Source organism: Plantactinospora sp. ZYX-F-223, assembly GCF_039649625.1.
Taxonomy (GTDB): domain Bacteria; phylum Actinomycetota; class Actinomycetes; order Mycobacteriales; family Micromonosporaceae; genus Plantactinospora.
This window is the reverse complement of sequence record NZ_JBDJAV010000011.1, coordinates 21,932-44,539: the sequence shown is the minus strand read 5'-3', so window position 1 is coordinate 44,539 and position 22,608 is coordinate 21,932. Positions and strand designations below refer to the sequence as shown.

Genomic DNA, 22,608 nt, shown 5'->3' with positions numbered 1-22,608 from the left:
GGCGGTTCTCAGGTGGGTCGCCGACGTGCCGCAGTGATCTCGGCGTGGTGGTCGACCGCCCAGTTGGCCAGGGCGGAGAGCGGCTGTAGCAGGCTGACGCCGAGTGGCGTCAGCCGGTACTCGACACTCGGCGGCGATGTGGAAAACAGTTTCCGCTCGACCAGGCCGTCGCTCTCCAACGTGCGCAGCGTTCGGGTGAGCATCCGCTGGCTGATGCCCTCCACCGCCCGATGTAGCTCGTTGAACCGGTACGGCTGCTGACCGAGCAGGGTGATCAGCAACAGCGCCCATTTGTCGCTGACTGCCCGCAGCACGTCTGTGACCGGACAGCACTCGTACTCGCCGATCGGAATGGGGTTCGGCAACCGGTGGCTGTCCAGCGCGGCACGCACACCGGTGTTCCTTGTGGCCATGAAAGTGCCTTCTTTCGCCTCCGCCGATCATCTGCCCAGGATGAGCACGGTCAGTGGAGAACGGTACTGGAGGCGACATGGGAGTCGTAGTGGTCAGTGGCGGCACCAACGGAATGGGACGCGCGTTCGCTCTCGGGCGGGCCGAACGCGGTGACCGGGTCCTGGTGCTCGGTCGCAACCGCGAACGCGGCGAGGCGCTGGCGGGTGGCTCCGTCGCCTTCCTTCCCGTCGACCTCTCCAGCGTGGCCCAGACGCGGCAGGTCGTCGAGCACATCCTCACCGAGTACCACGTCGTGGACGCGCTGACGCTGTTCGCCAATGCTGTGGCGCCGCGTCGGATCGTGACCGCCGAGGGTTTGGAGCGCACGTTCGCGCTCTACTACCTGAGTCGCTATCTGCTCAGCTTCGGCCTGCGTCCCGCTCTGGACCGGGCTACCTCGCCGGTGATCGTGAACATCGCAGGGGTTGGTGTCACCAGAGGCGGGGTGCGCTGGGCCGACCCGCAGCTGGTGTCGGGCTACTCGGTCATCACCGCACAACTACAGGCCGGTCGAGCCAACGACCTGCTCGGCGTGGCCTTCGCCCAGCGGTCCGGCAGCCGCGCCCGATACGTGCTCTACCATCCCGGCTTTACCAAAAGCGGTGACCGTAGCCAGTTCCCGATGATCGTCCGCGGGCTGCTGGCGGCGGTGTCGGTGGCGGCCCGCCCCGTCGCGGACGCGGTGGCCCCGATTCACCACTTTCTCGACGCGCCGCCAGCCGCGCCGCTGACCGCCGTTGACCGGAACAAGCGACTTTCGCCCAGCTTCACCACGCTCGACCCGAAGAAAGCCGAACGCTTGATGGACCTCACGGAGAAGCTCCTCGCCTGAAATGCTATCTATCGCCTATAGGGCGCCTGACGGACGACAGACCTTCCGGGTAGCAGGAAGCCACTGCCCGCAACCACGTAGGCGCCTCACATCGGCACGAGCGTGCATCCAACAGACTGAACCTCAACCTGGACCGCGCGGCGCTCACGCACCGCGTCCGACCTTGCGGTCCGGCGGACCGCAAGGGGAGGTGGAAAAAGGTTCACTGGACGTGTCGGGCAGCTCGACTCAGCCGTCCGCTAGTCTGCCGTCTCAGTATCATCCTGCGCTTCCTCGGGATCGGTTCTTCCGCTCGCGGGGCCGGTATAGCCCATCGCCAGCAGGTAGCTGTCGAGGATCTCGTAAAGGAAGTGACCCTTGCCGGCCCGCGATTACCGTGGGGTGATTCGCTGGCTTCCCACGCCGTTGCACGTCGATCGACCCGGCAACGCTCGGTTACGGCGGCGCTGGCGGGTCCGAGCGGAAGGCGGCAGATCCGTGCACGTGGTCTTGGCGTCAGCGCGGCCGGGATCGCGGCTGTGAGAGGTCGTCGCTGGGCAGCTCCGGCGTTGGCCGACTCGCCGTAAATGTCGGTGGGTCCGGGCATAGTGCCGCGCATGTTCAGCGGACTTCGCGATGTCGACTGGGCCTCGATGCATCATGCCTACGGTTCAGCCGAAGAGGTGCCGGCGCTACTGGAAGCACTGCGCTCTCCGGATGCCAAGGAACGGGGCCAGGCACTCAGTGACTTCTACGGCAAGGTTCACCACCAAGGTGACGTCTACCCGAGCACCACGGCGAGCCTGCCGTTCCTGCTCGAGCTTGCCGTTGATCCGGCCACACCAGACCGTGACAGGATCGTCGCGCTGCTGCTCAGCATCGCCGAGGAGGCGGTCGAGCGATGCGAGATCGACTATGTCGACGCGGACTTCGCAGGCGCTGCGGCGTTCCTGCGGGCACACGCAGAGGCGTTCGTTGACCTTGCCGGGGATGCCACCTGCCGGGTGCGCCAGGCCGCCATTCCCGGCCTTGGCCTGCTCCTCGACGATGCCAGCCGGGCCTTCGACCTGCTTCAAGACCGGTCAGCGATGGAATTCTGTTTGCTCGAACGCCTTTTGGTGACGCAGACGACGGTCACGTTGGCCCAACGGCTTCCGGTGATCATCCCGGCCGCGAGAGCGTGGCTCGCCGGCCTGGCTGCGGATCCGGCCGGTGAACCAGAGTTCCGGCTCGCCGCGTTGATCCACCAGGCCCGGTGCGCTCCGGATGCGATCAGCGACGATCTCGTACCAGCCGTAATCGGGCTGTTGCGCGAGATCGCCGACGCCGCACCGCCGGAGCAGCCGTGGCCAGAGCCGCCGCCCGTCGCGCCGCCGGCCGCGGATGTGCCGCCGTTCGTCGCCGCCGCGTTCGAGGATCTGGAGCGCATCGACCGGCGGCACGCACTGACCACAGACCTGTTGCGAACGCTGCACGCACTGCTGAATGCACGGGTTCCGCAGCGCACCGACCTGCTGGTCGAGCAACTCCGCAGTCCTTATCCCGGCGCCCGGCTGGACGCGATCCGGATGGCAAGCGATCTCGTCGGAGCCTGGCGTGGTGACCACAGTGCCCTGATCCGGCTGGTCGCCGCCCAACTCGGCGGAAGCAACCTGGAAGTCGCTGCCGAAGCGGCAACGCTGCTGGAGAAGCACTACGCGATCGCAGAGCCAGCCCGGGAAACCATGGCCGCCCTACTCACCGGCTATGGGCCGGACGGGTGGGCCACTCCGCGACGGCATTTGCGCCGGCTGCACCAGAAGACGGCCGTGGCTTTGGCTCGGCTCGGGGATGTACGGGCACTTCCCAGCCTGCTGATGGCGCTGGACAGCGACGTCGACGCCTGGCTCGCCGTCCAAGTGGCGGGAGCGCTGCCGCAGGCCGCGGATCAGTTGGTACCCCGCCTGCATGACCGGCTGAGCAGCGCAGACCTGTCCAAGGAGTGGCCGTCCAACCCACGTGGCATCCTGTCCGCTCTAGCCAAGCTCGGCGACTCCAGCGCACTGCCGACAATCACCGAGACGCTCGTCGCCGCCGCCGAGCGGCAGAACTGGGACGTGGTGAAAGCCGCTCTGACGGCGCTGCGGGCGTCCGGTCCGGCGGCGGCACCCGCGCTCGCCGCGATCAGGTCGTTGGTCGCCGTCGACGATACGTGGACCAGGTCCGAGGCTGTCAGCACGCTCTGGGCGGTCGGCGGCGACCGCGACGAGGTCCTGCCGCTCTCTCTTGCGCTGCTCGACACCTTCGCGCTTCGGGAGGCGGCCGAGGTGCTCGGCCAGATCGGTCCGCCTGCTGCGGCTGCGCTTCCCCGCCTGCGCGAACTGTTGGCGGACCGCTACGAGTGGAACCGTGTGTACGCCGCCGCAGCGATCTGGGACATCGAGGGCGAGCCGGAAACCCCGGTCGTGCTGAACACCCTGCTACAGGCATGGCGGCAGAACCCAGCGACGGGCAACCACGTCGCGGCCTGCCTGAAACGGATGGGCTCGGCCGCTGCACCGGCATTGCCGCATATCCGCGCTGAGCTCGCCCGCCCCGGGCGGGGTGGCCGGTTCGGAGGTGTCGACAACGACGAGGAGATGCTGCGGGATCTCACCGAGGTACTGCTCATCGATTGACGCCAGCGGCCCGACAAGATTCAGCCGCAACAAATCAATATCCTCGCTGGATTAGCAACAGATTCCGAGACCCTACTGCGCGGAGTTGAGAAGCCGGTTAACGAGTGAACCTTTTCAACCTCCCCCTTGCGGTCCGATGGACCGCAAGGTCGGACGCGGTGCGTAAGCGCCGCGCGGTCCAGGTTGAAAAGGTTCAGTGAGATGAGTTGTTGCCTCAGGGCTCTGCCGGTGTCCTTTCAGTAACCTGCCGGCGGCCCTGGGGCAGCCGGAGCGGCGAGGTGCTTGAGCCGGCGGGTCGCCGCGTGCCGGTCCATCCGGGCTCCGAGGGTTGCGCAGGATCGGACCGGATGATGGGCGCCTCATCGAGGGGTACCTGGACCGGAAGCGCGGGCGCAGGACTTGGTCAGGCTGCGGCGTCAGGGTCCCGGCTGATCTGCTCCGATGTGCTCTGCCAACCCGACCCGCTCCTGTTCAGCAAGCCGTCCGAGCACTGGTAGTTCGATGAGTTGGAGCCCGAATCCTCCGGCATGGCCGTCCGGTCGATCTCCGACCCGTCGGCCTTGGTGATCCTCGTACCGTCCGCATCGGGCTGAGCACTAATGATCTTGCCGCCGCTGGTCGTTATCATCGAGGTGACCCGGCCGGTGAGGACGATCTCGTACTCGTGACCGCCTCGGCGGGCGGTGAGGCTAATTCCGTCGCCGTACTCGAGCATGGTTCTGCCGTCTGGCCAATACCGGTGGATGGCACCCGATCCGGTGAACTCGACATCCTCTTTGCCGCCGTCGTCGTCGAGATCGACCGACTCGATGGCGACCTGGTTGGTCACCCGCCAAGTCCCGACAAGGCAGTCGTCGATGGGCGTTGCCGCGGAGGCGGGGGCGTACCGTCCCGGGTCGTCGCCGCCACCGTTCTCCCCGGACGAGCCGCCAAGCTTGTCCGCGACGAGCTGCCCGCTCAGTAGCGTCACCACCATGATCGCGGCGACACCCACTGTGGCCCCTCTCCGGGAGCGGTTTCGGGTGGGCGCCACGACCGGACCGTTCGGTGTCGGTTGCCTCGCCGGGGGCCGGCCGGCCGGGGCCGGTGGCATCGCGGGCCGAGCCGGCGCCACCGCAACCGGAGGCTGCTTCGTAGCCAACCGGTCCGCGTGCAGGCTGCCCTCGGCCACGACCAGTTCCGGCTGCTCCACGGTGGTCGGAGCGATCCGCAGGGCGCGGTGCAGCATCGTGCCGACCAGCGGGAGCCGGCTGCCGCCACCGACCAGGTACACCCCGGAGAGCCGGGCGGCGTCAACCCCGGCGGCGCGCAACATGGCCCGGACGACGGCGACCGTACGGGCGATGATCGGTTGGGCGAGGTCTTCCACCTGCTCGCGGCCGAACGGTACGTCATCGCTGAACAGCGGCACGTGCACGGCCACGTTCGCGGAGTTGGACAGCAGCTCCTTGCCGGTCCGCACGTCGTCCCAGAGCGCCCGGCTCAGCCGACGGTCCGCCCCGTCGACCGGATGGTTCAACCGCTCCCAGGCCGCCGCGTTCCGGTCGGCGTAGATGGTGCCGAGGAAGGCGACCATCGCGGCGTCGACGTCCAGTCCGCCGGCGTCGGTGAGCCCGTCGGCGGCGAGCACCTCGAAGCCGTCAGCCGTACGACGCACCAGCGAGGTGTCGAAGGTGCCCGCGCCCAGGTCGTAGATCAGCAAGGACGAGCCGACCGGTACGGCGCCACCGCGCACCGCGACGAAGTGACTGGCGGCGGCGACCGGCTCCGGCACCAGGGAAACATCCGGAAAGACGGAGTGCGCCGCAGCCAGCAGGCTGTTTCGGCGAGTCTGGGCCCAGGCGGCCGGGCAGGTCAACACGGCGTGCCGGACCGAATGGCCGGCTGTCCGCGCCGCCTCCTCGGCCACCCGCCGCAGCACCGCGGCGATCAACTCCACGACCGGCACCGTCGACGATCCCGCGGGGCCGAGCAGCACCGCGCCGTCGTCGATGCAGCGTTTCGGGTAGGGCTCGAAGCGCTCCGGCTGCGTCCGGGCGGCGTGTACGGCGGCACGGCCAACCGCGATCTGCCCGTCGGGACCGACGAAGACAGCGGAGGTCAGCAGCGGTGAGCCGTCGAAGAGCAGCGGTCTGACCCGACCGTCCGGCCAACGCAGTACCGCCACCGTGTTGGACGTGCCGAAGTCCACTCCGAGCCGGAAGTCGTTGGCACCCACCGAGCAAGGATACGGTCGGTGCGCGGCCGCCGGTGCCGGCGAGCATGCGGTAACCGGTGCCGGTGCGCCACCCGACCGGTAGCCTCAGCGCATGATCGGGCCCGGCCCGGATATGACCCGGCGAAGTGGGGGCGTCGGGCGGCCGAGCAACCGATCAGGTCATGGCTGAGCGGGCCGATCCCGCAGTACGCCGGGCGGTAGTCGCTGCACCAGGCGTACGCCGATCGTGGCCCGAGCGTGCTCGGCGTACCCAGCAACCAGTTCGCCGGCCGGGACTCGGTACGCCGGCCGACATCGCCGGGTTCGCCCGGTCGACGTACGGCGCGGCCTCCCCGATGACCGAGAAGATCAACGTCAACGGGTCGGGTCGGCACCCGCAAGCCGGCGAGCACACGATCACCGCCGCCGACCCCATACCGGACGGCCGCCAACCGCGCTCGACGCCGTCAACGGCACGCACTAGTACCACCGGGCCGCCTGAACGAATCCTCGAAACCGCAGGTCAGCAGCCGGAATCTAGTTTTGGCACCCGACAGGATGATCCACGAGATCGACTACCAGGCGGAACTGGAGCCGGCCGCTTCATGCTTCCTAGAGGGCGGGGGATGGCGCTTCGGGTGGGCGACCGTGGGCGCGAAAGAGGTCTGTGGCGACGATCCCGGCCAGGACGAGGGTACCGACAATGGCGACTCCCAGCGGTGGTACATGCATCATCGCGGGTACGGCGACGGCGAGCACGAGTAGCGCGATCAGTCGGGATGGGGATATCCGGCTGAATACCTCGTACTCGAATCGGGCTCGGCCGGCCAGGAACAACGCGGGACCGCCGAGAACGACGCCGACGAGCCCGAAAGTGGTGTCTCCGGTGGGATGACGGATGACGGATTCGGCTCCGGCGGCGGAGGCGACCACGCCGGCCACCATGAACAGGTGGGTGTAGGGGGCCGACCGCATGAGCCGCCCCGGGTCACGGGAGGACTCGATGGCGGCCTGGAGCAGGGCTCCGGCGCGTTGGACGTAGATCTGCCACAGCAGCACCGTGGTGGCGAACGCGACCACGAAAGCGGCGGTTCGGTCGACCGCGAACCCGGAGCCGGCGTACGTGAGGGTGGTGACCAGGATGAGATCGCCGAGCGCGAGGGTGAAGAACTGCTGGTAGCGCTCGGCCAGGTGTTCAGCCGCGATTCTGTACTGCGACCTGGGGACCCGCCCGAGCCAGGGGGTGGGGTAGCGGAGCCAGGCCGCCCCGTAGTCCAGGGCGAGTGCTGCCGTCCACAGCGCGCCACGCGCGGTGCCCGTCACGATGGCTCCGAACAGCCATGGCACGGCCGAGACGGAGAACCAGAACAGGAACCGCGCGGCGTGCCGACGTGCCTGCCGACTCCGCAGCGCGGGAGTCAGGAAGAGGCTGCGGCCAAGGTGGATGGCCACGTACCCGCCCGCGAAGACCAATCCGTCACGGCTGAACGCCGCGGGCAGCGCGGCGACCATCAGCATGGTGCCGAACATGACCGAGATGGTCATCAGGAAGATCGGTGGCCGCTGCGGCAGGTAGAGGTCGGTGGTCAGGGCGGTGATCGACCAGACCCACCAGATCGCCAGCAGCAGTAGCAGGGTCTGGAAGACGCCGGCCCAGGTCATGTCGGTGGCCAGCTTCTGCGAGGTCAGGGCGAGCGCGGCGACGAACACCAGATCGAGGAACAGTTCCAACAGGGTCGCTCGTTGCGGCCCCTCGACGCGGCGCGCCAATCCCACCGCCGGGTCGGTCGTCACGGGATGCCGGATCCGGTCGACGATCGGAGCATCGTCGACCCGCATCGGCGTCGATTCTCCACCGCCCGCATACCCTCAAGCGACATCATAAGCTGCCAGGACGCCTCCTTCGATCCCAGCGTAGGCGGGGTGTCACCGCCGCGGACTCACCGACGGTGGGGAGGAGGTTTCGTGTCTTGGGGCAGCCTCGACGCGAGGATCCACGCTGGTGGCTTCGCGGGTACCGGAAGGCAGGTGTCATCGATGCCGGGGCGCCGGACCCGAGTATCGGGTTCGAGCGGCCCGGTCGCCGAGGTGATGCCGGAACCGCTGTCCCGCGTCGCTCTACCGTGCGGGTACGTCGTCCATCGCCGCCATCAGGGCGGTGAGGGAGACGACGGCGAACCGGACCCGGGCATCGTTGGCCCCGTACGGTAGCCACAGGGTGCCGGCGTGCAGCAGGCCGCCACACGAGTAGACGACGTTGGGCACGTATCCGTCGCGTTCGGTGCCGTCGGGAGCGAGGAGTACGCCGGGTAGTTCGGCGAGGACCCGGTCGGGCCGGTGCAGGTCGAGCAGGAGAGCGCCGATGGCGTACCGGCGCATCGGGCCGACTCCGTGGGTGAGTACCAGCCAACCGGCTTCGGTTTCGATGGGCGATCCACAGTTGCCGACCTGGATCAGTTCCCAGCCGCGATGCGGAGCGTGCAACGGCACCGGAGGCTGCCACAGGTTGGCTCTGTCAAGGCGGGTCAGGCCGATGGTTTCGCCGTCGGAGCGGCACAGCGCGAGGTGACGGCCGGCGATCGGGCGGGGGAACAGTGCGATGCCCTTGTTGTGGGACGCCGGCCCGCGCATCGGCGTCACCTGGAAGTGGCGAAGATCGTCGCTGCTGAGCATGCGGGCGGCGACGCGTCGGCCGTCGTAGGCGGTGTAGGTGGCATGGTAGGCCGGTTCGCCGTCGTCGCCGGTAATTCTGACGAAGCGGGCGTCCTCCATGCCGTTGTTCTCGGCGGGGGCGGCCGGCCAGAGGATCCGTCGTTGGAGCGGGACGTCGGCGGGAAAGGTCACGGCGTAGCTGGCCGAGGCGGTACGGCGCAGTTGCTCGAGGGTGCGCTGGCTGGTGGTACGGGTGAGCAGGTCGGTGGGAAGGCTGGTCAGCACCTGTTCGAAGGTGTGGTCGTCGAAACGTTCGGGCAGGCGTCCCAGCACGGTGGCGGAGACTTCGTTGTCCCAGCCTTCCTCGGCGAGTCCGGCGGCGAGCAGGTCCCTGCGGTGACGGGCGCTGATGCGACGGCCGGTGACCAGCGGGCCTGACCGGTCGGTGACAGTGAGGCGGTGCCCGGGTCCGAGTACGGCGGTAGCGAAGCCGATCGACGACAGGTGTCCCTCGCCGATCTGCCGCAGGCTGACCGCGACACGTAACTGGTCGGGGTCCAGGCCGGTCTGATCCGGATGCGGCACCATGGACGGGTTGCACAGGGCGGCGGCCTCCACGGCGTACTCGTGGCTGAAGTATGCGCCGACGAGCAGGCGGGCCGTGGGTGACAGCTCGCTGGTCCGGGGAACTCGGTGGTGGACCAGGTCGTGGTGGTGCCGGAAGGTGGTTTCCAGATCGTGGTGCCGGCCGCCGAAGCGCTGCAGGGTCTGCTGGAGCAGGCGGGTGGCTTCGTCGTCGTCGAGCCGGGCGATGCGTTCGATGATCGCGGAGGCGCGAGTGCGTACCAGGGCCGCGTCCTCGCCGGGGACGAAGAGTTTGACGACGACCCGGGCCGGGTCGGGGTTGAGGGTGAGGTCCAGCCGGGTGGCCAGGTCCGGCCCGGTCATGTCGGCTCGCGCCGGCAGTCCGAGCCGGAAGCTGCCGACCGGGTCCGTGGCGGGACTGGTGGCTGCACAGCCTGCACGGTCATGACCACCGCCGGCCGTGCTGCAGGGTGGAGATGAGCGCGAGGGTCGATTCCGCGCCCTGGTTGAGGTTGGGGCCATCCGGGGTGAGGCCGTCGTAGCCACCGCCGGTCGCCGGGTCCCACATGGCCGTGCCGCCGTCGTTGGCGCCGAGGAACCAGGCGACGGCCTGGCCTACCCCGGTTCCCCAGACGGAGTCGCCCGTGACGGCGGCGGCGGTGACGCACGCGTCGGCGAGGGCGGCGACCTCGATCGGCTGCTGGTCGTGCCGGGCTCGTGGAGCATGGCGCTGCCAGCCGGCGACCGGGATGACCGACAGCACACCATTGGCGAACTGGATGTCGCGCAGCCAGGCCAGCATCCGCAGTCCGGCGGCGAGCAGCCTGGTGTCGCCGCGCAGGTCAGCGGCGGCGATGACGACCTCCGCGAGAGCGGCGCTGGCGTAGGTCAGCCGCTGCTGCGGCCATGGCCAGTCCGGGTCCCCGGTCGGGACGCCGACGGCGAGGGCGGCGTCGACCAGCAGGTCGGCCGCGATCCGGTTGTCCGGCTGTCCGTGCAGTACCTCGGCGGCACCGAGGCCGGCGAAGGCCATCGCGTGCGGCGCGGGCGATCGCCGACCGGCACTGAGCGTGAAGGCGACGAGGGCCTCGTCGCGGATCCACGGGGCGCGGCTGCGCGCGGCGGCGGTGCCCAGCCCCCACACCGCCCGCCCCCACCAGTCGCCGAGACCGGGCTCGTCGGTCCAGCGTCGATCGTGACCGAGCCGGTTGTGGAAGGCGCCGCTGTCGTCCTGGGCGTGGGTGAGGAAGGTCAGGTAGCACTCGGCGAGTTGCCGCACGGCGTCGGGCGGGTCGGGTTCGCGGCTGGTGACGACCAGGCCACGGGCGACGTCGTCGGTGCAGTAGCCGTGCTCGCGGCGTACGGTGGCATTCCGGGCATGTTCGAACAGGCCGGTGTCGTCGGTCAGCCGGGCCAGGTGCGCGAAACTGGGCGCGGGCACAGGCACGCGGGACGCGGGTGTGGTCATGCCGGCGCGGCGGTCACGGCAGGTGCGCCCCCGGTGCGGACTCTGTCGGCGAGGAGCCGCTCGGCGAGGGTGTGGTAGCGGGCCGCCACCGCGGGCCATCGGAGTGTCGACGTCCTGGTGCGGGTGCGATCGGCGAGGCTGGTGGCCAGACCGGGTTCGGTCAGGATCCGCCGGATGGCGGCGGCCAGTGCCGCCGGATCCCGGTGGGGCACAAGCAGACCGGGGCCGTCGGTGAGCAGCTCGACGGCGTGCGGGAAGGGCGTCGCGACGACGGGGACTCCGGCGGCGACCGCCGCGACGAGTACGCCGGAGGTGACCTGTTCGCGAGAGTCGTAGGGCAGCACGACGGCGTCGGCGGAGCGGATCAACCGGCTCAGCGCGCTCTCTTCGTGGTAGACCGGCTGGTAGTCGACGGCGTGCGAGACACCCAGGATCGCGCCCAGGCGGTGCAGGTCCGCCCGGTACGCCTCGCCCTCGTGCTCGAGCACCTTCGGGTGGGTCCGGCCCGCGACCGTGTAGCTGGGCATCGGGCGGAGGTCGCGGAGCCGGGCGAGGGCCCGCAACGCCCACTCGATTCCCTTACCGGGGCCGAGTAGTCCCCAGGTGAGCAGGTGGGGGCGCTGGCGCGGTTCGACGGCCGGTGCGGTGTGCTCGGCCGCGCCGTGCGGGATCACCGTGACCTTGCCGGCCTCGACGGTGTAGCCGACAAGCAACCGGTCGCGGGCGGTGTCGGTCATGGTGACGACCGCGGTTGCCGCGTCCACGAGTTGCTCCAGCACCGCCTTCTGCCCGGCGGTCGGATGCGCGAGCACGGTGTGCAGGACCACGATGCTCGGTACCGTGAGCCGGCGCAGCAGCGGCAGGACATCCTCGCCGTCGGGTCCGGGGTAGATGCCGTACTCGTGTTGGACGACGGCGATGTCGTAGCGGTCGAGGGCCGCGGCGGCGTCCCGCCAACCGGCGACGGTCCGCGTCGACCAGTCATGCACGACCTCCGGGCCGAACGGTCCCGCGTGCGCGGTGGTCCGCGTTGCCGGAGCGGCGGGCTCCTCGCCGGCGGCGATGATGCGGACAACGCCGTCCGGCGGTCCGTCCGCGGCGAGATGGGCGGCCAAGGCCGCGTTGAAGGTGGCCAATCCGCACTGGGTCGGTGGATGGGTGCTGAGAAAACCGTAGCTGCGGGCCATCTGCCGCGCCTTTCGGTTGTCGGCCGCAACCGCGCGAGCGGCTACGGACCTCACGCGATCGTGGCGCCCACCCGGCCAGCGTGTGTGACGGGCGGGACGGGTCCGCGGGGAGCCACCGCCTCACGCGGGGTCTGGCCGATCGCGGACCTACGCCGGACCCTCGAAAAGCCATCGGCGGGTCGACACTATCAGCATCGACCCGTCAGCGGACGGCACCGATCCGGTCAGCGGACGACGTCGCGGTACACGCGCAGGTAGTCGGTCACCATGCGGTCGGGGTCGAACCGCTGCCGGGCACGGGTCCGGCAGCCGAACCGGTCGATGGTCGCGATCCGGGCGACGGCCGCGACGGCCTGCTCGACGGCGTGCACCAGGAAACCCGTCACACCCTCGTCGACGACCTCCGGCATCGCTCCGCGCCGGTATGCCACCACCGGTGTGCCGCACGCCATCGACTCCACCACCGACAGGCCGAACGGCTCGTCGAAGGCGATCGGGTGCAGCAGCGCCGCACTGGCGCCGAGGAGTTCACCGCGGCGACGCGGGCCGACCGGGCCGTGGAAGACGACGCGCTCGCCATCGATGTGCGGGGCCACCTCTTCGGCGAAGTACCGCTCGTCCTGGACTATCCCGCAGATGGCCAGCGGCCGGCCGGCCCGCCGCGCGATCTCGATCGCGACGTGGGTGCCCTTGTCGGGGTGGATCCGGCCGAACACGATCAGTCCTGGTCCCCCGTCGGGCGCGAACGGCAACCCGTCGAGATCGATTCCGTGGTACACGGTGGCGACATAGTCGAGCGCGGCGACCCGGTCGGCGTCGGAGATGGACACGTAGGCCGACCCGGCCCTCGCGTACGCGGGCAGGATCCCCGAATCCGAGAAACCGTGGATGGTGGTGACCAGCGGGGCGTGGCAGTGCGCGGCAAAGGCCAGCGGCAGCCAGTCGAGGTGGTTGTGCACCAGGTCGAACTCGGCGGACCGCGCCAGCGCGTGCGCGACGTGCATCGCCTCCGCCACCCGCCCGTCCACGGCCGGATCGTCCGCGTACCCCCGCGGACACACTCCGTCCAACCGGGCCGAGGTGACCGAGTCCAACGTGGCGAACAGCGTCACATCCACACCCCGGGCAACCAGACCATCGGCGAGCAGGCCGGTCACCTGCTCCCACGGCCCGTAATGGTGTGGGGGCGTGCGCCACGCCACCGGTCCCAGCATGGCCACCCTCACCGCGATGCGCGATCGGCCAGGACGGCGGGGTCGAGGCCGGTCGGCAGTGGGCCCGCGGGACAGACGCCGTCGACCCGGTTCGGCAGTTCGCGGTCGATCCAGTCAGCCCTGACCTGGTGACCACGACCACGCAACACATCGACGGTCCTGTCGTTGTCGATCGCCATCCGCTTCTCCTCGCGTACGAATTCAGCCGGGTCGCCGTAGGTTCTGGTCTCCGATCGCACCCGAACGATCGCCGACGGCACCCGCCCGCTGGCCTGGAGCCTGATCGTGGCGGCCCTCGACGTCCGTCGGCCGTTCCCGATCAGCCTCCACGCCGGTCTCGAAGCGCCGGAAGGTGCCGGAGCGGGCCGGAGCGGAGCGAACGCGTCAGCCCGGGTAAGCCCGAAGGCTACGCCCCGACGCGCCCGGATCGGCGGTTCGCGTTCACCCGAGGACGGCGGAGTGCCCGACACGCCCCCGTACTCCCGCCGCGGCCGGCCCGCGAATCCACCACCTCCGGCGGGACGACACCTCGCCCGGGCGCGTATTCCGGGACGCTCCGGACGCAACCACTCGGCGGTCCTTTCTCCGGCCGGCGACCGACGTACATTTCCTGGGGGCGCACGGGCGGCTCCCCATGGGCATCGCGCTGCTGATGGCCACGGCGTTCGGGGTACTGCTGGTGACCGTGCCCGCCCTTATCTACCCCAGGATGCCGGCCACCCGCCGGCGCACGGCGCTTCGGACAGCGTCGCCGTCAGGCACTCAGGTGACAACCGATGACACCAGAAAAGGTCTGCATAGCATGTTAAAAGCCGGCAGTTGAGAATCAAGCTCAAGATATATTTGAATATGCACCAAATGCGCTGGCATATTGGCGGCCGGAGGGTCAGGGTTGGCCCATGACACAGACCGTCCAGGTAAGTGACAAGGACCTGCGGACCAACGTCACCAACGAACTGACTTTCGATTCCAGCATCGACGCCGCGCATCTCGTGGTGCTGGCGAACGCCGGCGTGGTCACACTCTCCGGCGACGTGGGCACGCTGCCCGAGCGGCATACGGCGAAACGGGCGGCCATGCGGGTGGCCGGTGTTCAGGCCGTCACCGTCGACATCGTGGTCCGCGACCCGGGCGCGTTCGGCGCCAGGGACAGCGACATCGCCGAGGCGGCGAACCAGATGCTCGGCTGGGCGGTCGACGTACCCTCCGACGCAGTTACGGTCGAGGTCCGCAATCGTGTGGTAACCCTCTCCGGCACCGTCACCCGCCACTACGAGCGGGAGGCCGCCGCACGCGCGGTCATGTATCTCAAGGGCGTCACGGCGGTCAGCAACACGATCAGGCTGATGGCGACCGCATCGGCGTCCGACGACCTGAAAGCGGCGATCGGCTCGGCGATCCGGCGCAACGCCCAGCTCGACGCCGAGCAGGTCGAGGCGGAGGTCAACGGCACCGAGGTAACGCTGCGGGGGGCCGTGCGCTCGTGCGCCGAACGCCGTCAGGCCGAGAACGTGGCGTGGTCGGGTGCCGGCGTCACCAGCGTCAAGAACCAGCTCACCGTCACCGCCTGAGCCCAGATCGACCCGGTCGTCCGGAGACGGCCGGGTCGATCTGCTTCATCCCCTGCCCGGGTCGGTCAGTGCGGCCGGGGCCGTGCTGACCGGCCCGGTCGGTGCCAGACCCGAGGTCGCGGCTGACCGCCGACCCGGCGCCCGGCCGGCTACGGCTTGTCGACGATGAGTACCTCGGTGCTCAGGAACAGCGCGGCAATCGACGCAGCGTTCTGCAATGCGGAACGGGTCACCTTGGCAGGTTCGACGATGCCCGCTTTGATCATGTCGACATACTCGCCCGTGGCGGCGTCGAGGCCCTGGCCGGGCGGAAGTGACTTGACCCTCTCTGCCACCACTGCTCCCTCATGGCCGGCGTTGTCGGCGATCTGCCTGAGCGGCGCGGTGAGCGCGACCCGTACGATGTTCGCGCCGGTGGCCTCGTCACCGGCCAGGTCGAGCTTGTCGAACGCCGTGCCCGCGGCGTTGGCCAACGCCACACCACCGCCGGGGAGCAGGCCCTCTTCGATGGCGGCCCTGGCGTTGCGGACGGCGTCCTCGATGCGGTGCTTACGCTCCCTGAGTTCCACCTCGGTGGCCGCACCGACCTTGATCACCGCGATGCCGCCGGCCAATGCGGCCAGCCGTTCCTGTAGCTTCTCCCGGTCGTAGTCGGAGTCGCTGTGCTGGATCTCGGAGCGGAGCTGCGCGACGCGCCCGGCGATCTGGCCCAGGTCACCCGCGCCGTCGATGACGGTGGTCTCGTCCAGGGTGGCGACCACCCTGCGGGCCCGGCCGAGCATGTCGAGGGTCACGTTTCCCAACGTGTGACCGACGGTGTCGCTGACGACCTGAGCGCCGGTGAGGACGGCGAGGTCGGCCAGCATGGCCGTGCGGCGGTCACCGAAGCCGGGCGCCTTGACTGCCACCGAGGTGAGGGTGCCGCGGACCGTGTTCACGACAAGGGTGGCGAGGGCCTCCGCCTCGACGTCCTCGGCGATGATGGCCAGCGGCTTGCCCGCATGCATGACCTGTTCCAGGATCGGGAGGAGGTCGGTCAGGTTCGAGATCTTGTTCTCGACGATGAGCAGGTACGGGTCGTCGAGAACGGCTTCCATCCGTTCCGTGTCGGTGACGAAGTAGGGCGAGATGCAGCCCTTGTCGAAGCGGATGCCCTCGGTGAACTCCAGCTCCAGGCCGAAGGTGTTGCCCTCCTCGACGGTGATCACGCCTTCCTTGCCGACCTTGTCCATCGCTTCGGCGATGAGTTCACCGACAACGGGGTCGGCGGCGGAGATGGACGCCGTGGCCGCGATCTGCTCCCTGGTCTCGACCTCCTGGGCCTGGTGGCGCAGCGCCTCGGTCACCGCGACCACGGCCTGCTCGATGCCGCGCTTGAGTGCGACCGGGTTCGCCCCGGCGGCCACGTTGCGCAGTCCTTCCCGCACCAGCGCCTGGGCCAGGACGGTGGCCGTCGTCGTGCCGTCCCCGGCCACGTCGTCGGTCTTCTTCGCGACCTCCTTGACCAACTCCGCACCGAGCTTCTCGTACGGGTCGTCGAGTTCGATCTCCTTAGCGATGCTCACGCCGTCGTTGGTGATGGTCGGCGCACCCCATCCGCTACCCAGCACGACATTGCGGCCCTTGGGGCCGAGCGTCACCTTTACCGTGTCGGCGAGCATGTTCATGCCGCGTTCGAGGCCGCGACGGGCGTCCTCACCGAATACGATCAACTTGGCCATCTGTGTCGTCCTCTACTCGTCGTGCCGACATTCAGCACTGCTCGGACCGACCTGCGACGAACACATCGCGCACGCCCACAAAGGGCTCATCCCATTCGGCTGGCACTCACGAAGGGCGAGTGCTAGCTACGGTGTAGCACTCGCCGCCCGAGAGTGCAAGGACAACGTCCTCCTCAGGAACCTCGCCGTACGCCGCCGTCTGGTGCCGCCGGGTACGCGAGGTACCGAAAACCCCGCCCCACCGTGGTCTGCCCGCACCGCCGGTGGGACGATGCCGCCTTACCGTGCGTCCGACAAGGCCCGGGGCGGCGTGAGACCTGGCTGACCGCCTTCGTCCTCCCAGACGGCTGCGGGAGCGTCATCGACCGCAGCGGGAGTGGACGTGGTGACGGCGAGCAGGATGTGTTGGGGGTGCACCTGGTTGCTGGTGACGGCGGCGAGGACCATCGCCGCGTCGGCGGTGTCGCTCGCGGTCTCCGGCGGGACGATCAGCAGGTCGACGCGGTCGCCGTTGGCGCACAGCGCGGTGATCAGGCTGATGGGCTGGCTGCTGAAGTAGCCCAGCCGGAGGACCCGGTCGGCCAACCCCAGCCGGCGGGGGTGGGTGTCCCAGCCGTCGGCGGCGAGGACGAGCCTGGTGACGGGTCCGCGAAGTTTGTCGATGGCCAGGACGAGACCCGGCAGTTCCGCGACCGGGTCGGTCGAGCGGGGCCACCAACCGCCGTCCAGGAGGGTACGGCGGGAGCCGGTGGGTTCCATCCGCAGTCGTGGAGTCGATGGCGGCGTTGGCGAGATCGTCGTCGCGCGGCTGGTAGCAGTGGCGTGTGTCATGGCAGGTTCCTTCTGCCCGTCGCCGCAAGGGATCCGGCGAAGGGCTGCAGTCGGGAGAATGGCAGGCCGGGGCGTCGAGCTTGGCGGCGGGGTCGCGGAAGGCGCGGTTGCGCAACCGCAGCCGGATCTTCGCGCCCAGGCTCGTCGTACGGCCAGCTCCAGGGCGCAGATCAGTGACGCTGGCGGCGGGACAGTCTGCGCAGTTGGGTGATGCGGGCGGCGCCAACCACCATGGTCAGGATCGCGACGCCGACACCGGCGATCAGCAGGGCCAGGGCCAACGGCAGAGTGCCCTGCATCCACAGGAAGGTGACCTCGACGCTGCGGGTGTTCTGCAGCATGAAGACGATGAGCACCACGCAGATGAGCGCGGCGGCGCAGATCCCGAACCAGGCGGCGCCGGTGCGGGTGTGTGGTACCCGGGTCGTCGACCGTGCGGCCGAGGGCTTCGGCGATGCCGTGGTGGCCGAATCGATCGGCGCGCCTCGGGTGGTGCGGAGATGGTTGGACACGACATCCCCCTCTGGGGGGTGGGCCGGTATGGCGGGCACCTCAAGGCTGGGATGTCGTCGCTTCCGGGATGACCCCATCGTACGCCTGTTCGGCCCAGCATGCCCAGTTGCCTCGATCGAGGGCGGCTGCCCGCGCCGTGGTCTAGGAAGCACGCCGAGTCTGTCGAGGCTGACGCGCGAGCTGTTCACGTACACCTCGATGGACTGTCTGCTGACCCCAGGTTCACAGCAGTGGTCAACACGTACTGCACGACGACAAAGTCGCAGTCGTCCCTGCTTACTGCTCCGATGATGCTTGATCGATTGACGGAATCGATCCCGATCATCAGTCCGTCGCTGGTAGTGCGGGGCGAAGGCTGGTGCCGGACTGGCCTCGACGCTCCTGATGGCGCGTACCCGGCAAGCGAGGTCCTCGGTGCAACGACCTCTCACCGGCGCCCGCGGGTACATCGCCGGCGCGATCCGGGTAGCGCGTTTCGCCGAGCGCCTCCAACGGCTGCGGCAGCGGCTGGTGGCCACCGCCCGGCACGGCAAGGGCGCCCCCGCTTCGCCGGGCGTCAACCACCGTCCAGCCGCGACGTTGCAGCTCAGCCAACACCTTGCCGGCACGAACGGCCCAGAAAATCACGGCCTCGTCGTGACCGCGTCCCACAATCTTGAAGCCGCTGGCCAGCACCGGGACGCGGCCGAACTGGCAGATCGATACCAGGCTGGTGTGAACTCCGTACAGGATCGAAGCCGGTACCCGGCGGATCAACCGGGCGCCGCAGATCATCCCTATCGGCCAGGCCGCGCCGTGACACCGAAGGCGTCGCTACTACCGGCGTGGACTGGCTGCGGGCAAGACCCCGATGAACGGGCTACGGGCGCTGAAGCGGCGGCTGTCCGACATCGTCTACCGGCAGATGGTGGCCGACGCGAAGCAGCTCGGGACGGGTCCCGGAGGACTCGTGGGGGCGACTCTGCGATCCGGCGCGGCCGACCCGAATCGCATGATCGACACTTCGGAAAGTCACTTCCCGGATCCGCCGCACCCCAGCCTGGAACAACCCTTGCCGCGGCCGCTTGACGACACCGAGGGGTGCCAGATGCGGATGGCCGATCATGGTTGGTTGATCGGACTGGGCGGGGCGTCGCTCAAGGTGTTCCCAGGGTGCGAACGTCGGTAGGACGGGCCTAAGCTTGCGGGTCGTGACGACATCCCTCACTCCGGTCGAGGTGGCTTTCGCGCTGTTGCGGGAGGGTCGTATGGGCGACGCGGAGAACCTCGTGACGCGCGAGTTGCAGGCCGCCACGGACAAACACGGTCACGGCAGCCCGGAATGGGCCTCGGCCCAGTGCGACCTCGGCAATGTGCTGCTCAACACCGATCAGCGCGACCGCGCGATCGAGTGCTACCGCCGCGCCGTCTCCGCGACGCCGCGCGATCACGAGTCCCGCAAGGACCAGTTGACCTACCGACTCAATCTGGGCTTGGCGCTCCGCATGGCCGGACGACTCGACGAGGCGGAGACGGAGTTGCGCCAGGGCGTTCAGGAGCGGCTCGCCTTCTACGGTCGCGAGCATGCCGGGTACGCGTTCGGCCTCGAACCGCTGGCGGACCTGCTGCGGCAGCGTGGCGATGTGGCAGGTGCCCGGCAGGTCGTCGAGGAGGCGGTGGCCAACCTGTGGCGCAACGGGCACGAGCGGGTGGCCTCCGCGTTGGCGCTGCGAGCAGCGATTGTGCATGCCGGTGGCAGCGGCGAGCCGCTCTTCGCGGGCCTGCACCACCTGCCGGACGAGGTCGTCGAGCAGCTCGGGCGGGCCGTCACCCAGATGCTGGACCATGACGATCCAGCGTCCAAGTCCCTGCTCACCTCCCTGGTCGCCGATTTGGAGGAGCGGCTCGGCGTCGACCACCAGGCGACGCTCAACGCCTTGTCCGCGCTGGCGAACCTCGGCCGTGATCTCGGTGACCAGGCGGGGCGGATTGATGCGATCGAGCGCGTGCTCGCTTCATACGACCGCCAGGGCCGGCAGGAAGAGGCGCTGATGGCAGCGCTCGGCTTGGCGATGGCCCAGGACGAAGCCGGCGATGCCGTGGCGGCGCTGCGCACGTACGCGTCGGCGCACGCGAGGGCGGAGCGCATCGGTCGTCCGGAGCTGCGGAGTCAGGTGCTGCGCAACTGGGGTCTCGCGCTGAAGGAGGCCGGCCAGGTGGGCCCGGCGGAGCAACGGCTGACCGAGGCAGTGAACCAGGCGCGCCGCGGCGCCGACCACGACACGGTCGGGAGGGCCTGCATCGCCCTCGGTCTGTTTCTCCAGCACGAGGCACGGCTGTCGGAGGCCCGCACGGTCCTGGAGGAGGGCCTGACCGTCATGGATCCCGTACACCCGGACGCGATCATCGGCCGGAGCCACCTCGGTGCGGTCCTGGATGGCCGTACCTGCGGGTGCGGCGACATGGCGGGCACGATCGCCGACGCTTTCCGCGAGTTCGTCATCACCAGGCTTCCCGCCGACCTGCTCGACCGCCTCGACGTGGCGATCGTAGAAGGCGACTTCAAGATCGATGTCGGGCTGCGTCGACAACCGACCGAGTCCGAACTCGAGCGGCTCAACCACGTCTTCCAGACCGCTCACGCGGAATTCCGCAGCCGGCTCAGCGAGCCCCGCTACGCCGGCTGACCACCCGACTGCCGGTGCAGTACCCGGGCCATCGGCGCGCGAGGCCAAGCTTGGACCTCGCCATGATCACACGCACTGTGCTCGGCAGTTCCGGATAGCTGATCTTGGCCGTTTTCGGTCGGATGTAGTACCTGAACGGCGATTGAACCTTTTTCAACCCCAAGGGGAGGTCGGGGCGCACGCGCCGCGCGGTTCAGGTTGAAAAAGGTTCATTGGTGATGCTTGTGCGGGAGTCGAGTCTTCAGCAGGTGTTCCACCCAGCTGTCAGTGCCCCACCTGTGAAGTGCCCCTCCCGCAAGAGTTTCGGTGAGCCGGTGCCGTCAGTTCCTCTTGCGGGAGGGGCACTTCGCTTGTCTGCACCGGGCGAACCGGCTCACTTGGTGATCGTCGTGCGGAGCCAGCTCAATATCCGAAGATCATTTTATAGGCCACCTCGGGCAGGAATTGCCCGGCGCTGGATCCGGCTCCGACCCCGCAATTGCCGTCGGACTCTCCCGGTGTCTTGAGCCACAGCAGCATCTCGGCACCGCCTCCGATCTGGGTCGGCGTGCCGATCCTGCGGCCGGCCGGGTTGCACCACTGACCGTTGGAGCCGTTGCCGTTGCGGCTGGTGTCGATCACGTAGGGCTTGGTGTATCCGAAGTCGTTACGCAGCGTGGAGACAACCGCGTTGCCGTAGTTGGTGTTCTCGCCGGTGGTGAAGTAGTTGGATACGTTGAGCGCGAAACCGTGGGCGTTGGCGACGCCGGCCATGTTGAGGCGTTGCGCCATCGTCCGAGCGTCGACCCAGCCGGGATTGCCGGCGTCGAGGTAGGCCCATGTGTTGGGCGCCTTGGACCGGAACTGGTTGGCGGCGCGGGCGAGCATGCCGACGCGGTCGTTGATCTGCGCCTGGGTCATGCAGTTGAAGTCGCCCAGTGAGTCTGGTTCGAGGACCACTACAGCGGGCCGGTTGCCGATAGCGCTGGCGAAGGCTGCGATCCATGCGTCGTAGGCGGCGACGCTTCCGGCACCACCACCGGAGTGTCCGCCGCAGGCGTCTCTGGCGGGGAGGTTGTAGGCCACGAGCAGGGGAAGTTTGTCGACGGCGTCCGCAGCTGCGACGTAGTTGCCGACTGCAGCGGTGATGTCGCCACTCCAGTTGCCGAACCAGGAGGCCATCGGTTTTTGGGCGATCTCGGTTCTGATCGCGTTGGCGCGTCCGTCGCCAGGGTTGGCGGCGACCCATGACGCGGGGCTGGATTGGGGATTGACGTAGAAGCCGCTGGTCTGGCTGATCGGATCGGCGTGGGCGGCCGACGAGCCGAACAGGATCGCCGGGACCGCCACTGTCAGCGCGGCCGCAAGCGCGAGCAGCGGACGGGCGGGTCGTTTCATTGCGAGTCTCCTAACGCGTTGAGAAGTGCATCGACATGAACTGGTGCTGGGTGCCTGGACCCGCGGTTCCGTCAACCTCGGGACCGCCAGCGACGGTGCCGTGGTGGGTCAGAACACGTTCGCCTCATCCGCTCCCTACCGCGTCGCCATCACGCAGCCGGCGCGGGGAAGCGCTCTGAGTGGACGTCCGGGTGATTCCGAAGCTGACGGATCGACCTCCACCTGTCTGATCACCGCGCTGCGGTCGGTGCTCTGTGACGTCCCGCGTTGAGGCGCTGGTGAACTCCCACGGACCCAAGGCTGGAGTCTTGCTGGAAGCGCTTCCAGCATGATTCCATCCAGTCACATCGATCTAATGGTGAGCATCCGACGAGCGAAAGTCAAGGTTGCTCCCCGAGTCAACGGTTCTGGCGCATGGTCCTCGCGGGGAAAAGACTGGAACCGCTTCCAGGCCGTGACGCTGGTTCACTCTCCGACTCGGGCGGCGCGACGGCGCGCGAGCGCGGACCAAGGTTCGTGTGCGCTTCCACCGCGTGGCGAGGAGCTACGGGAAGGATCTACCAAGGTCCGGCTACTCGAAGATGCCCATGGCCCTGGCAGCGCATCGCATGTTGGTGCGTGGTTCCTGGCATGACCGTATCGACCATGGTCGTCGGAGGCCGATACCATCTACCAGCGACGTCAGCACCGCCGGTAGCCGGGTTG

Annotated in this window: 18 protein-coding genes; 5 read left to right on the top strand and 13 right to left on the bottom strand. The window is 68.9% G+C overall.

Translation table 11 applies throughout. From position 1 onward, the window contains the following. Positions 1-8 precede the first annotated feature (8 nt). The gene (locus tag AAH979_RS13395; RefSeq protein WP_346258394.1) at positions 9-413 is read right to left on the bottom strand and encodes a helix-turn-helix domain-containing protein; all 405 of its coding nucleotides are present in this window, start codon (positions 411-413) and stop codon (positions 9-11) included. Between the two features lie 53 nt (positions 414-466). On the opposite strand from AAH979_RS13395, the gene AAH979_RS13390 reads away from it, so the two are divergent. Both AAH979_RS13390 and AAH979_RS13385 read left to right on the top strand, forming a co-directional pair. After that, on the top strand, positions 467-1,285 hold the full coding sequence (locus AAH979_RS13390) for an SDR family NAD(P)-dependent oxidoreductase (protein WP_346258393.1): 819 nt from the start codon (positions 467-469) through the stop codon (positions 1,283-1,285). Between the two features lie 596 nt (positions 1,286-1,881). After that, positions 1,882-3,921 (top strand): hypothetical protein, encoded by a 2,040-nt coding sequence (locus tag AAH979_RS13385; protein WP_346258392.1) that lies wholly within the window; start codon positions 1,882-1,884, stop codon positions 3,919-3,921. A 403-nt stretch (positions 3,922-4,324) separates the two neighbouring features. On the opposite strand, the gene AAH979_RS13380 is transcribed toward AAH979_RS13385, so the two are convergent. From AAH979_RS13380 to AAH979_RS13350, 7 genes are all read right to left on the bottom strand, one after another. Continuing rightward, positions 4,325-6,139 carry an Hsp70 family protein gene (locus AAH979_RS13380; protein ID WP_346258391.1) on the bottom strand — a complete coding sequence of 605 codons (1,815 nt, stop codon included), beginning with the start codon at positions 6,137-6,139 and terminating at the stop codon, positions 4,325-4,327. Between the two features lie 591 nt (positions 6,140-6,730). Beyond that, positions 6,731-7,957 carry a low temperature requirement protein A gene (locus AAH979_RS13375; RefSeq protein WP_346258390.1) on the bottom strand — a complete coding sequence of 409 codons (1,227 nt, stop codon included), beginning with the start codon at positions 7,955-7,957 and terminating at the stop codon, positions 6,731-6,733. A 279-nt stretch (positions 7,958-8,236) separates the two neighbouring features. Then, positions 8,237-9,718, bottom strand: a complete 1,482-nt coding sequence (locus AAH979_RS13370) for a glycoside hydrolase family 130 protein (protein WP_346258389.1) — start codon at positions 9,716-9,718, stop codon at positions 8,237-8,239. Positions 9,719-9,797: 79 nt separating this feature from the next. Beyond that, entirely contained in the window at positions 9,798-10,823 is a 1,026-nt protein-coding gene (locus tag AAH979_RS13365; protein WP_346258388.1) for a glycosyltransferase, read from the bottom strand. Further along, positions 10,820-12,010, bottom strand: coding sequence for a glycosyltransferase (locus tag AAH979_RS13360; RefSeq protein ID WP_346258387.1), 1,191 nt, complete (start codon positions 12,008-12,010; stop codon positions 10,820-10,822). The genes AAH979_RS13365 and AAH979_RS13360 overlap by 4 nt, the downstream gene beginning before the upstream one ends. 224 nt (positions 12,011-12,234) lie before the next feature. Continuing rightward, positions 12,235-13,236 (bottom strand): glycosyltransferase family 4 protein, encoded by a 1,002-nt coding sequence (locus tag AAH979_RS13355; protein ID WP_346258386.1) that lies wholly within the window; start codon positions 13,234-13,236, stop codon positions 12,235-12,237. Further along, positions 13,233-13,403 (bottom strand): hypothetical protein, encoded by a 171-nt coding sequence (locus tag AAH979_RS13350; protein ID WP_346258385.1) that lies wholly within the window; start codon positions 13,401-13,403, stop codon positions 13,233-13,235. The genes AAH979_RS13355 and AAH979_RS13350 overlap by 4 nt, the downstream gene beginning before the upstream one ends. A 720-nt stretch (positions 13,404-14,123) precedes the next feature. On the opposite strand from AAH979_RS13350, the gene AAH979_RS13345 reads away from it, so the two are divergent. After that, the gene (locus tag AAH979_RS13345) at positions 14,124-14,795 is read left to right on the top strand and encodes a BON domain-containing protein (protein WP_346258384.1); all 672 of its coding nucleotides are present in this window, start codon (positions 14,124-14,126) and stop codon (positions 14,793-14,795) included. A 149-nt stretch (positions 14,796-14,944) separates the two neighbouring features. Here the strand turns inward: AAH979_RS13345 and groL are convergent, their stop codons facing one another. From groL to AAH979_RS13325, 4 genes are all read right to left on the bottom strand, one after another. Further along, on the bottom strand, positions 14,945-16,516 hold the full coding sequence (groL, locus tag AAH979_RS13340) for a chaperonin GroEL (RefSeq protein WP_346258383.1): 1,572 nt from the start codon (positions 16,514-16,516) through the stop codon (positions 14,945-14,947). 279 nt (positions 16,517-16,795) lie between these two features. Beyond that, positions 16,796-17,275: a DUF5994 family protein gene (locus tag AAH979_RS13335; RefSeq protein ID WP_346258382.1), complete on the bottom strand. Its 480-nt coding sequence runs from the start codon at positions 17,273-17,275 to the stop codon at positions 16,796-16,798. A 242-nt stretch (positions 17,276-17,517) separates the two neighbouring features. Continuing rightward, the gene (locus tag AAH979_RS13330) at positions 17,518-17,859 is read right to left on the bottom strand and encodes a lipopolysaccharide assembly protein LapA domain-containing protein (protein ID WP_346258381.1); all 342 of its coding nucleotides are present in this window, start codon (positions 17,857-17,859) and stop codon (positions 17,518-17,520) included. A 325-nt stretch (positions 17,860-18,184) separates the two neighbouring features. Further along, positions 18,185-18,616, bottom strand: a complete 432-nt coding sequence (locus tag AAH979_RS13325; RefSeq protein ID WP_346258380.1) for a hypothetical protein — start codon at positions 18,614-18,616, stop codon at positions 18,185-18,187. A gap of 94 nt (positions 18,617-18,710) precedes the next feature. On the opposite strand from AAH979_RS13325, the gene AAH979_RS13320 reads away from it, so the two are divergent. Together AAH979_RS13320 and AAH979_RS13315 are read left to right on the top strand one after the other, a co-directional pair. Beyond that, on the top strand, positions 18,711-19,028 hold the full coding sequence (locus AAH979_RS13320) for a hypothetical protein (protein WP_346258379.1): 318 nt from the start codon (positions 18,711-18,713) through the stop codon (positions 19,026-19,028). Between the two features lie 22 nt (positions 19,029-19,050). Then, the gene (locus tag AAH979_RS13315) at positions 19,051-20,526 is read left to right on the top strand and encodes a tetratricopeptide repeat protein (RefSeq protein ID WP_346258378.1); all 1,476 of its coding nucleotides are present in this window, start codon (positions 19,051-19,053) and stop codon (positions 20,524-20,526) included. 402 nt (positions 20,527-20,928) lie between these two features. Here the strand turns inward: AAH979_RS13315 and AAH979_RS13310 are convergent, their stop codons facing one another. Further along, the gene (locus tag AAH979_RS13310) at positions 20,929-21,903 is read right to left on the bottom strand and encodes a glycoside hydrolase family 6 protein (RefSeq protein WP_346258377.1); all 975 of its coding nucleotides are present in this window, start codon (positions 21,901-21,903) and stop codon (positions 20,929-20,931) included. Positions 21,904-22,608: the final 705 nt, after the last annotated feature.